This is a genomic window from Sphaerisporangium melleum (genome assembly GCF_014646695.1).
GTDB lineage: Bacteria > Actinomycetota > Actinomycetes > Streptosporangiales > Streptosporangiaceae > Sphaerisporangium > Sphaerisporangium melleum.
Genome location: NZ_BMNT01000020.1, coordinates 78,600 through 89,100, shown reverse-complemented (window position 1 = coordinate 89,100; position 10,501 = coordinate 78,600). Strand labels below are relative to the sequence as shown.

At 68.1% G+C, this 10,501-nt stretch carries 11 protein-coding genes; 3 read left to right on the top strand and 8 right to left on the bottom strand.

The window, feature by feature from the left end:
* Together IEY93_RS18825 and IEY93_RS18820 are read right to left on the bottom strand one after the other, a co-directional pair.
* A partial coding sequence (locus IEY93_RS18825) for a hypothetical protein (RefSeq protein WP_189164396.1) occupies positions 1–200 on the bottom strand: 200 nt, incomplete at its 3' end.
* Between the two features lie 103 nt (positions 201–303).
* Positions 304–1,479 (bottom strand): helix-turn-helix domain-containing protein, encoded by a 1,176-nt coding sequence (locus IEY93_RS18820; protein WP_189164395.1) that lies wholly within the window; start codon positions 1,477–1,479, stop codon positions 304–306.
* Between the two features lie 460 nt (positions 1,480–1,939).
* Between IEY93_RS18820 and IEY93_RS18815 the strand changes: the two genes are divergently transcribed.
* Positions 1,940–2,569, top strand: coding sequence for an HAD family hydrolase (locus IEY93_RS18815; RefSeq protein WP_189164394.1), 630 nt, complete (start codon positions 1,940–1,942; stop codon positions 2,567–2,569).
* Between the two features lie 236 nt (positions 2,570–2,805).
* Here IEY93_RS18815 and IEY93_RS18810 read toward each other — a convergent pair whose 3' ends face one another.
* Together IEY93_RS18810 and IEY93_RS18805 are read right to left on the bottom strand one after the other, a co-directional pair.
* The gene (locus tag IEY93_RS18810; RefSeq protein ID WP_189164393.1) at positions 2,806–2,994 is read right to left on the bottom strand and encodes a DUF397 domain-containing protein; all 189 of its coding nucleotides are present in this window, start codon (positions 2,992–2,994) and stop codon (positions 2,806–2,808) included.
* Entirely contained in the window at positions 2,981–3,826 is an 846-nt protein-coding gene (locus IEY93_RS18805) for a helix-turn-helix domain-containing protein (protein ID WP_189164392.1), read from the bottom strand. Before IEY93_RS18805 ends, IEY93_RS18810 begins: the two co-directional genes overlap by 14 nt.
* A gap of 1,127 nt (positions 3,827–4,953) precedes the next feature.
* On the opposite strand from IEY93_RS18805, the gene IEY93_RS18800 reads away from it, so the two are divergent.
* Positions 4,954–5,391: an ATP-binding protein gene (locus IEY93_RS18800; protein WP_189164391.1), complete on the top strand. Its 438-nt coding sequence runs from the start codon at positions 4,954–4,956 to the stop codon at positions 5,389–5,391.
* A 9-nt stretch (positions 5,392–5,400) separates the two neighbouring features.
* Here the strand turns inward: IEY93_RS18800 and IEY93_RS18795 are convergent, their stop codons facing one another.
* The 4 genes from IEY93_RS18795 to IEY93_RS18780 all read right to left on the bottom strand — a co-directional run bounded on the left by IEY93_RS18795 (position 5,401) and on the right by IEY93_RS18780 (position 8,946).
* Positions 5,401–6,015 carry a dihydrofolate reductase family protein gene (locus IEY93_RS18795; protein ID WP_189164390.1) on the bottom strand — a complete coding sequence of 205 codons (615 nt, stop codon included), beginning with the start codon at positions 6,013–6,015 and terminating at the stop codon, positions 5,401–5,403.
* A 74-nt stretch (positions 6,016–6,089) separates the two neighbouring features.
* The gene (locus IEY93_RS18790; RefSeq protein WP_189164389.1) at positions 6,090–6,932 is read right to left on the bottom strand and encodes a helix-turn-helix domain-containing protein; all 843 of its coding nucleotides are present in this window, start codon (positions 6,930–6,932) and stop codon (positions 6,090–6,092) included.
* Between the two features lie 518 nt (positions 6,933–7,450).
* Positions 7,451–8,362: an LLM class flavin-dependent oxidoreductase gene (locus tag IEY93_RS18785; RefSeq protein ID WP_189164388.1), complete on the bottom strand. Its 912-nt coding sequence runs from the start codon at positions 8,360–8,362 to the stop codon at positions 7,451–7,453.
* Positions 8,363–8,484: 122 nt separating this feature from the next.
* Entirely contained in the window at positions 8,485–8,946 is a 462-nt protein-coding gene (locus IEY93_RS18780; RefSeq protein WP_189164387.1) for a MarR family winged helix-turn-helix transcriptional regulator, read from the bottom strand.
* A 371-nt stretch (positions 8,947–9,317) separates the two neighbouring features.
* On the opposite strand from IEY93_RS18780, the gene IEY93_RS18775 reads away from it, so the two are divergent.
* Positions 9,318–10,496, top strand: a complete 1,179-nt coding sequence (locus tag IEY93_RS18775; protein WP_229691253.1) for an alpha/beta hydrolase family protein — start codon at positions 9,318–9,320, stop codon at positions 10,494–10,496.
* Positions 10,497–10,501 lie beyond the last annotated feature (5 nt).

Genomic DNA, 10,501 nt, shown 5'->3' with positions numbered 1-10,501 from the left:
TCCTGGTCGGCGATGGCCAGGAACAGACGCAACTCGTCATCGGCGTCGACCGTCCGCCAGGCGCCCGCCTTCTCCGCGGCCGGGTCGTAGGGCTCCACCCGGGTGGCCCACCATCGTCCCTTGTCGGACTGCCAGATGAGCCACGGCACCGGCGGCGGAAGCTCACCCTCTGTGTTGTGAACGTTCCGAAGTGTCGTCATGGGGACGATCGTGCTTACTGAGCACATCCCTTCGCCAGGGACGTTCGTCCTCATCCGCTGACGGTTCCTTGCCGCGAGGGAGGACGATCGTCCCTCCTTCGCCTTACCGGTCGACGCCAGTGAGCTTGACCAGGCGGCGCAGGTCTGTGCTGAGCTTGGTCTCCTCTTCCCGCAGTCGTTCGACCAGGCTCCGGGCAGGGCCTTGGTGACGGAACCACACGGGCGAGAGTGCCGCGGCATCGGTCAACGTCGTCGCCGCTGCACGGCCGTACCCGGCGTCCGCCTGAGCGTGGGCTTTGTCCAGCAGGTGACGTCCGTAGGAGATGGGGAACAGGTCGCCACGGGTGACACCGGCCGCCGCCTTCAGGGCCCGGCCGGGCTCGCGGAGCATGGTGTAGGCATGAGTGGTCTGCATGGCGACCTGGGTGGGCCCGAAGGACACCTGGTAGTCGTGCCGGTCGCCGCCGGTGATGCGCGCGGCGGCAGCGCTCGCGAGGGAGATGTACTCCTCGGCCGCGGCCGTGCGGGCGTCGGCGACGGCGGCCGCCATCGCGGTGAGCAGCAGGCCGCCCCAAACCACCAGGTGCTGTGGCGGCGACGTGAACGTGGGCTCGATCCGTTCGGCCATGCGCACGGCCAGATCCTCGCTCTCCCGAGGGCGGCCCTGGTGCAGCAGAGTCCAGGCGTAGGTGCCGTGCAGGGTGGCCCAGTGCAACTCGTCGTCACCATCGGCCGCGGAGGCGAGGGCGCGTTCGGCGGCGAGGGTGGCGAGGTTGTCGCTGCCGAAGTGGACCAGAAGGCATGCGGCGAGCTGGTAGGCCTGCGCGAGAGCGTGAGGCAGGCGGGCTAGGCGGGCCTCGCCTACAAGGCCGGGAATGCGGGCGGTGAGCTCGGCGAAGTCCCCGGCCCAGTACAGGCGCCAGGCAGCGCTCACCGTGTCGTCGACTGCGGCCGCCGGGGCAGGAACTCCGTCGTCGTCCCGGCTGAACCCGGGCAGCAGGGAGCGATCCAGAAGGACGTCACGCAGGGCCAGGACACTGGAGCCGTCGGCGCGCCCGCTGATACGGGGCCGCTTGCCGATCAGGACGGACATCTCCGTGTCCAGCGCCGCCGCGATTCTCATCAGGTAGGAGGCCCGGATGTCATTCCGCCCGCCTTGCTCCAGCTTCTTGATCAGGTCCACGGAGACGCCGGCTCTCTCGGCGAGCTGCTCCTGGGTGACATCTTGCTCTTTACGGAGCTTGCGGATTTGTCGTCCTAGCGTTCCGGCTTCGGGCATGGCCCTGCACCTCCTGAGCGTCTCGACAACCTCAGGCTAGTGCGGGCTTTCAGCGTGTGGTGGGTGTCGCTGGATCTGACCGAGGTCGCCGACCAGACCTCGGAGGCCGGCGACCGCCATGCTGGACCGCACTCGGAGGCCGACCTCCGATCAGCCGTGTCACTCCAGGGCAAGACTCTGGGCCGGCCCAAGCCACCGAACTCCTCCAGCACGTCCACCACACGGCCGGGCGTGCGGTGTGGGCGCCGGTCCCGGCCGGCGGCGGGAACGCGGGCCGCCCGCCGTACGCAGCACCCGCCGTACCGAGCCGCACCCGCCGACCAGGCGCGCGCCGCCGCCCAGATGCGGCACGACGATCGCCATGCTGTGGCCGGCCATCACACGGGGTTGGGGGCGATCGCCGACCCGGTGCTCCGGCTCACCGAACATCGTCCCGACTGTCTGTGTCATCCTCTGCCCTATGGCGATCAAGGCCTTACTGTTCGATGTCGACGGGGTGTTACTCGATTCCAGTGCGACGCACCGGCGGATCTGGGATGCCTGGTCGGACATGCGGGGACTGGACAGAGACCTGGTGTGGAGTCTTACTCACGGCCGTCGGCCTGAAGACACCGTCCGCGACGTCGCGCCTGGCCTCGATCCCACTGCGGAGCGTAAGGTCCTGAACCAGCTGATGGCCGAGGAAGGTGATGCCTTCCCCGCAGCGCCCGGAGCTGTGAGCCTGCTGGGCAAGCTGGACCAACGTCTTTGGGCATTGGTCACTTCAGGCAGCCGGATCCCGGTTCACCGCCGCTTCCGGCTCGCCTCGCTTCCGTTGCCTCCGGTCCAGATCTATGGCGAGGACGTCGAACAGTCGAAGCCCCATCCCGAGGGCTATCTCAAGGCCGCCGAACTCCTCGTGGTCGATCCCGCCGACTGTATCGTGATCGAGGACACACCCCATGGAATCACCGCGGGGAAGGCAGCGGGATGCACGGTCATCGCTGTAGCCACCACCCACGCGCCTGGTGAGCTGACCAAGGCGGATCACTGCTTTCCCTCACTCGCGGAGGCGACGTCGTACCTCCTCGCGATGATCAGCGCTTGCTGATAACTCCAGCCCTCAACCCACCGGGCAGCCGAGTTCTTGCTCTGGTGAGCGGCTTCCGGTCGACTACCCAGGGTTGCAGTTTGAGTTGCAGTTCACCGCTCTGCCAGGTCGTTCCAGGATGAACTGGCCGGGCGCGTCGGTCGAGGTTGAGCCCCATTGCGAGCCAGGCCGTCGGGCCGCCTGGAAGCACAGGATCATCTCCTCGCATCCCGCGTAGCGCGGGGAACTCTTGTCCGTCATCGGACGGTCGAGAGGAAGTCCCGCCAGGCAGTCGCAGAGAAGACCAGCGCGGGGCCTGTGGGGTTCTTGCTGTCCCGGACGGCCACGAGGTCAGGGAGGTTGTCGGCCACTTCCACGCAGTCGTTGCCGGTGCCTGAGTAGCTGCTCTTGCGAAAGTCCGCGCTGGAGAGGTCAGGGAATGTCATGGTCACTCCTTGCCGCAGTGAGGAACGCCGTGGACTCCTTGGCGGACAAGGCTTTCTCCGCAAGGTGCTCAAATGTCAGCATAAGCCGCTGGACCTGATCGGCCGCCTCTACGTACACATCGCCCGCTGGGTTCTCCACGTAGCCGACACTCGGATCGGGTTCCCCGAATTCCAGGATGGAGAAGGGGCCGTCCATGCCGCGGTGGAGTCCGGCGGAGTACGGAATGACCTGGATGACGATGTTGTCCTTGGCGCTGTACTCCAGGAGTGCGTTGATCTGCCGGGCCATGACGCCGGGTCCGACGGGCCTTCGAAGTGTCCCTTCGTCGATCAGCGCATGTAGTTCGACGGCAGAGTTGCTCATCAGCCCGATCTTTCGAGCCATCCTCGCCGAGATGCGGCGGTCCAGCTCCGATTCGCTCAGCTCTGGACGCCCGTGTCGGAACAGTTCTCGTGCGTACGCTTCGATCTGGAGCAGGCCGGGCACCAGCAGCGGCTGCCAGGTTCGTATGGACGACGCCTCTGCTTCCATGCCTATGTAGCTGCCGGTGAACACGTCGTTGTAGGCGGTCCACCAGCCCCGGCGGCCGGCGTCGCGGCAGAGCTGGATCAGCCCTGCCTTTGTTGCGGAGTCGGCGCCGTAAAGGTCACATGCTGCTGCGATGTCGGTCGTGTTCGGCAGGGTTCGTGCGTTCTCGATCCGGTTGACCTTGGGTCTGGACCAGCCGAGTTGGGTGGCAGCGGCTTCTGGTGTGAGGCCGGTTGTCTCGCGTAGTCGGCGCAGCTCACGCCCCAGGCGCCGGTGCCGGACCGTCGGGCTCTTGAGGACCATGGGGCTCCAGGTTCGTGGGGGAGGCGATCAGAAATCTGTGAACAGTGCTTGCGGATGTGCACAGTACACGTGCATGCTTCACCGTGTCGCTACGTTGAGTGAGGCAATGATGACAGATCGGAATTGGCCCGCCGACTGTGCTGGTCGTACATCGAGCGCTGCGGAGAGTTCAAGGGTTACCAAGGCTGAGCCGACCTGACATATCACTCGGTCTCGATCGGTGGCTCGGTGCTAAAGAGTGCCCGATTGCCTTTAATTTGTCCGAAAAAACGGACCCGCCGGGCGCTGCACACGACCGAACGGGTCCTTGACCGCACGAGAGAGGTGCGATCCGTGACCAATTCTAAGGCTGTCTCCAAACGGCCGGAGCTTCGTCCGCTGCGCATTCGGCATCACGGTGATGCGCCGCCGAAGCCGCTGGGGTGCCGGTGGTGCGGGCACCCGCCTTACGCGCATGACGCCGCAAGCCTGCCCCACCGCCGTCACCACCAGTGGGAGCATCCCACCAATGCTCAGATGCGCGCTCGCCTGAACGCCCGGCGGCGTCTTGGTCTCTACGGACGCTATCCCGCCGCGCCCGTGCGGCCGATTCAGGTAGGGCCACCAGCCTTCCGATCCCCTGCTGATGCGCACGCGCGTCGCCCTGTGGACCCCGTTTCGCTCGGCTTGAGCCGATGTCCAAGCGTGTCGGCTGCTCAACCTGGCAGGCGTGAGCCGTACGAGAAAGCGGTGGCGGCATGAGCCGGGCGCCGGGCAGACACCGAATCGGCACGCCAACCGACAAAGTCGCCCCGCGCCAATGGGATCTCGCCCAGCGAGCCGCTGCCGCTCAGTTCGACCAGTTGGAACCCACATGGCATGTCATGTACGGCGTCGCGAGCCGTCGCTTCACTGCCATGGCCACCTGGCCGGTGAAACAGCCATTGAGAGTCGAGGCGTTCACGATCGAGGAGTTGGGTCGGCTGATCCGTGAGGCCGAGCTAGATGCGCCGGTGCCGGTCAACCGCCCTCCGAGGGCCCCTTGCATTGAGAACGGCCCTCGCCTCGCTGCGGTATCCAAAATCGCCGACATTTCGGCCACCTCCGGACGACCTCTAGGTACGCCCCCGCCATCAAAAGGAGTGTCGATGACCCACACGCCCCCTGGGCTGCGCACCGTCTGTTGGGACCTGCCCGACAGTCTGGAAATGATCGGTGAGACCCGGCACCTGGTCAACGACGTCCTGGCCAACTGGGACCTGACCGCGCTGGCGGAGGATGTCGTCCTGGTCGTCGGAGAGCTCCTGGCGAATGCCGTCGCCTACGGGGAACCACCCATCAGGCTCTCGCTGTGGGCCGGCCCGGACCGGTTGTGCCTCCGGGTCACCGACCACGGGCCCGAGTTGCCGCGCCCACTGGACTTGGGAGTCGAAGCCGTCCACGGCCGCGGCCTGGCCATCGTGGCCGCCCTCGCCCACGAGAACGGCGTCACCCGCCCGATCAATCGCCCCGGCAAAACCGTATGGGCATGCTGGCACCTCCGGACAAGAGACCCGGACACCGCCCAGGCGATCACCGAGATCTGATGGTGGCGGCTAGTGGCGGCGGACTCTGTAGCTCAGGTGGAGGACTCGGTCGCTCTGGATGACCACGTGGGGGTCTTCCAGTAGGTGTTGTCCGGTGATGCTGCCGAAGTAGCGTTTGCCCGATCCGAACACCACTGGCACCACGTCCATCGCCACCTCGTCCACGAGGCCGGCCGCGAGGATCTGGCCGCCCACTTCGCCGGCGTTCACCGCGACCATTCGCTCCCCGGCGAGTTCCTGGGCCTTGCCGATCGCAGCCGTGACGTCGTCGACGAAGTGGTACGACGCCTCGGGGTGCCAGCCTTCGGGCTTGGGGCGATGAGAGACCACGACCACGTGCTCGCCGGCGGGCGGCTTCCCTTCCCAGCCGTTCACCAGGTCGAACAGGTTGCGGCCCATCACGATCGTGCCGATCGCCGCCCAGATCGACCGGACGTACTCCGCCGATGCGCGTGGCACTTTCACGCCGCTTCCAGCCCCGGAATGGTCGTACTGCCCGTCGCTGCTTTCGGTGATCGGGGTGTCGCCGTTGAAGTACCAGTCGTGCAGGGGTCCGACCTGGTCGTTCTCGTCGGCGATGAAACCGTCCACCGACATCACGCTGTGCATGATCACTGTGCCCACAGGTTCTCCCCGAAGTCGTCTCGCTTGTTCGCCTCGGATCCTGCCGGTCCTAGGGGGAGTGGGCTTGTAAAAAATCAATCAGCGGGCATCGGACCGCTGTCCGGCGGGAACCCCCGCTCGGCCGGGAATCGGCGCCGCAGGGCCAGATATTCGGTCGGGGTGTGGCCGGTGAAGTCCTTGAACTCCCTGATGAAGTGAGCCTGGTCGAAGTACCCCGCCGTTTGGGCGAGCTGTGACCAGTCGACCGGACGCAGGGCGTCCACCGACAGGATCAGCCGCGCGAAGCGGTAGATCCGCGCCACCCGCTTCGGGGTGACTCCGACATGAGAGGTGAACTGCGCGGCTAGATGATTGCCACTGACCCCGGCGGCCTCCGCCAGCGCACGGACCGGGACCACACCGTGGGACGACTCCAGATACGTACCTGTGTGCTGGACCAGGTCGAGACCGCGCAAGGGTGCCTCGGCAAGTCGCGATCGCAGCTCTTTCTCCAGTACCCGCAGTGTCTCTGTGGCCGATGCCATCTCGCCGAGTTGGTTGCGGATCCGGTCCAGAGACCGTTGCCAGACGGCGTCGACCGGCACCCATCGGTTCCGCAGCTCCGCCGCCGGCATGTCGATGAACGGCGAAACCCCCCAAGGCTTGAAGTGCACTCCGACGAGCCGCACCCGCGAGGGGTACTCGAAGAGGAAACGCCTCGTCCACACGCCCATGAACCACCCACCGGTGAACAGTGCCGGAGGTACTGACGGGTCGGAATCCCACAGGAGGGTGGGGTCGCCCAGGTTGATGAACAGGTGCGCCGACGGCATCGGCGGGACGTTCATCAGGCGGTGGCGCGGCACTCCGGTCAGGCAGTAGATGTCGTCGATGAACCGGTCGAGCGGCGGTGCGGGCACCCGGCCGACGTACTCCATCACCTCAGTGTGGTCGACGAGAGTTCCCGAGGACGTCCGGCAGCTCGTTCTGACAGATCTCCCTGGCCGGACGCGCCAATACCTGTGATCGACAGCCGCCGACGGTGGACCGGTTCAGACATGTCGTCCGATGCCGCGTCAGCCAGGTCAGGGTCCGTCTTCACCAAGCGCAGGAGGCGACAGGCCTGGTCCGGCGACAGCCGGTCGACCAGGTGGTGAAGCTCCTCATGCGCATGCCCGGCAGCCATGCCCACGAGCCTACGCGGCGGCGAGCCCTCGGCGTGGCCCGGCTCAGGACGATGCTCCAGGCCCGATTCGTCAAGGCTCTGGCGTCGTTATGCGACGCTGATCATGGCGCGGTGGGCGGAGTTGGGATCTCTGCATCCGCCCGCAGACGCTCGCCGCGATGATCGTCTGGGTGTTGAACGCACCCACCGACGCCTACACCTCGGAGTTGTCCGTGCTGCCGTTGCCGCGCTGACCTGGGGGGTGTACTCGATGGTGCCGTGCCTGTCCCATCAAGGGGTCAGGTTGGTGCGGACGCGGGGGGCGATGTCCTCGGCGAAGCGTCGGACCTGGTCGGCGGACTCCTCCTGGGGCCAGAAGACGTAGGCGGTGAAGGGTTGTTCGGTGCCGAGGCGGGTCAGTTCGGCCACCCAGCCGTCGGCGTCGGCGCGCAGCGGCTCGGACCCTTCGCGCAGGAGTTGTGTCGTGCCCGCACGTTTGCCAGGTTCGATCAGGCCCGGCAGTTGGGCGATGCGCAGGATCGACCGCGGGTCGCGTCCGTGCTCTTCCGCCGCGCGGTCGATGTCGGCGTTGGACGACGACCAGCGCTCGTACGGCAGGTAGGAGGGGATCGGCGCCGCCCAGCCATCGGCGACCCGCCCCGTCAGGGCGAGGCTGCGCGGTCCCTGGGCCCCGATCCAGACCTGGATGGGCGGCGCTCCGGCGTCGGCGCCTTGCACGCCGGACACGTCGTAGTACTTCCCGTGGAAACGGACGTCGTGCCCCGGACGCCACAGGTCCCGGATGATCGTGATCGCCTCGTCGAGCGCGTGCAGTGCCTCGGCCGGGGAACGGCGCGGCACGCCCATCGAGGCGATGGCGTCCCAGTATCCGCCGGCTCCGATGCCGAGCTCGAAGCGGCCGTGCGAGAGGACGTTGAGCGCGGCGGCGGCCCTGGCCAGCATGGCCGGCGGGCGCAGCGGCAGGTTGGCGACGTCCGGGAAGAGCCGGATCCGCTCGGTGTGGTCGAGCAGGTGGCCGATCAGCGAGAAGGTGTCCAGGAACTGAGGGACGTACGGGTGGTCCTGCACGCCGACCAGGTCGAGGCCGTGGCGTTCCGCGGTCACGGTGAGGTGCCGGACGTGCGGCACGTCGTGGGTGGGTGCCAGGGATATGCCGAACTCCGGCTGAGCGGGCTGGGACATGGGTGTCCTCCGATGCGTGCTTCTCGGGTCTTCTTGATGGAGATGCCCGGCAGGGAGGCTCTGGTCGTCCGCTCGTGGCGGAGGCCGGGCGGGATGGCGCGGCTCGCGTTCGTCCGCGGCCGTCAGGTCGTGGTGCGGTGGCGCTGGTGGTCGACGATGTCGATGAACGTGGCCTTGAAACCGGCGTAGAGGTCGCGGCCGAGGCGGTGGGCGTGCCGCTCCTGCATGGCCGCCATGATGCCGTCGGCCGTGCGCATCTGGGCCAGGCCCCGCTCGGTCGGGCAGACGAGCTTCGCGCGGCGGTCGGCCGGGTCCGGCCGGCGCTCGACGTACCCGAGCGTCACGAGCTCGTCCACCAGGGTGCCGATCACCTGCTTGTGCTGGCCGGACAGCCGCGCCAGCTCGGTCGCGCGGAGCCCTTCGGTGTCGAGGTAGGCGAGCACGGCGCCGTGCCGTGGGTGCAGGTCGTCGAAGCCCTGCGCGGCGAGCGTCGTGAACAGCTCCTTCTGTACGGCGAACAGCAGCCGCCCGGCCAGGACGCCGAGGTCGGGGTCGGTCGCGTTCCGCTCGGCTCGGCTGACCACGGGCCACCTCCTCTGGCTGCCGCTGGACGGCTGCCGCGCCGCCCGGTATGACGGGATGCCGATCTGCACGGGGATCGGGGTCTCGCTCGACTTTGATCAGAATAGCTGATGGTCACGTTAGCTGACTTGTTCGTGTCGCGGCAAGTCGGGTGGGCCGCGGTCCCGGCTCGAGGGTGGAGCGGGGTTCGACGAGAGTTGATATCAGGATTCACCTCGTACTTTCTCCTTCCGTAAATGAGTGGAGCGGGGCGGACGGGAGCCCACTTGCGTACCGGCCATGGCGCGACCTAGGGTGCTTGATGGTAAGAGTTGGTGACTATCTGGGGTCTCGACTGCGACGGACGTCGTGCCGGTCCCCACAGGGAGCGAAGATGTCCGTCATCGAGCTGACCACCTTCGTCGTGAAGCCCGAGAAGACCGCCGCCATGCTCGCCGCGCGGCCGGGGATGCTGCGGGCGTTCCGCGAGGACCGGCGAGGTTTCGTCGCGGCTCGTCTCGTACGCGTCGCCGACGACACCTGGCTGGACTTCGTGGAGTGGACCGACGAGAGCGCGTGGGACGAGTCGAAGGCGAAGTCCGCGAACCGGCCCGAGATCGCCGAGTTCTTCGCCACGATCGACCATCTGGTGAGCGTGCGGGGCGGCACGCGTTACGACGACGCGGCGGACGGAGCGCGCGCGGTCCGCACCGTCCCCTATGGTCCGGAGCCTTCGCAGGTCGGCGAGCTGTACCTCCCGGAGGGGGCCGGTCCGTTCCCGGTCGTGGTGCTGATCCACGGCGGGTTCTGGACGGCGATATTCGACCGCCGGCAGGTAACCCGGCTCGCCGACGATCTGGTCGCGCAGGGGTACGCGGTGTGGAACATCGAGTACCGGCGCATCGGTGAGGCGGGCGGCGGCTGGCCCGGCACCCTGCAGGACGTGGCGGACGCCGTCGACGCGGTCGCGGACCTCGATCCGGCGCTGGACCCCGGCCGGGTGTTCGTCGTCGGCCACTCGGCGGGCGGCCACCTCGCGGCCTGGACGGCGCACCGCACGGCCCTGCCCGCGGGGAGCCTGGGGGCGGAGCCGCGGGTGACGCCGATCGGCGCGGTCTCTCTCGCGGGGGTTCTCGATCTCGTCGCCGCCGACGCCATCCGGCTCGGCTCCGTGCTGGCCGACCCCGACCGGGAGCGGCCTGCCGGGGCTCCCGCGCCGGCGCGCCCGGAGATGGGGCCGGTGGTGGCGGCGCAGGCAGCGGACGGGATGGCCCGGCTGCTGCTCGGCGGGCGCGCGGGGGAGGTTCCGGAGCGCTACGCCGTGGCGTCGCCGGCGGAGACGGCCGACGGCGGGGTGCCGCCGGTGCTGGTGGTGCATGGGACGGCCGACGAGATCGTGCCGCTGTCGCAGGGGCGTTCGTACGCCGAGGCCGCGGCCGCGAAGGGGGTGGACGTGCGACTGGTCGAGGTGCCGGAGGCCAACCACTTCGACGTCATCGACCCGGACGCTCCCGCCTGGGCGGCCGTCCGTGCCTGGCTGGCGGAGCGGCTCGCCGCGCGCCGGTCGGCCTGACCCGC

What these genes read in the sequence shown, in the direction of transcription:
- IEY93_RS18820 (WP_189164395.1), bottom strand. Translation starts at nt 1,479, where the DNA reads ATGCCCGAAGCCGGAACGCTAGGACGACAAATCCGCAAGCTCCGTAAA.
- IEY93_RS18815 (WP_189164394.1), top strand. Translation starts at nt 1,940, where the DNA reads ATGGCGATCAAGGCCTTACTGTTCGATGTCGACGGGGTGTTACTCGAT.
- IEY93_RS18810 (WP_189164393.1), bottom strand. Translation starts at nt 2,994, where the DNA reads ATGACATTCCCTGACCTCTCCAGCGCGGACTTTCGCAAGAGCAGCTAC.
- IEY93_RS18805 (WP_189164392.1), bottom strand. Translation starts at nt 3,826, where the DNA reads ATGGTCCTCAAGAGCCCGACGGTCCGGCACCGGCGCCTGGGGCGTGAG.
- IEY93_RS18800 (WP_189164391.1), top strand. Translation starts at nt 4,954, where the DNA reads ATGACCCACACGCCCCCTGGGCTGCGCACCGTCTGTTGGGACCTGCCC.
- IEY93_RS18790 (WP_189164389.1), bottom strand. Translation starts at nt 6,932, where the DNA reads ATGGAGTACGTCGGCCGGGTGCCCGCACCGCCGCTCGACCGGTTCATC.
- IEY93_RS18785 (WP_189164388.1), bottom strand. Translation starts at nt 8,362, where the DNA reads ATGTCCCAGCCCGCTCAGCCGGAGTTCGGCATATCCCTGGCACCCACC.
- IEY93_RS18775 (WP_229691253.1), top strand. Translation starts at nt 9,318, where the DNA reads ATGTCCGTCATCGAGCTGACCACCTTCGTCGTGAAGCCCGAGAAGACC.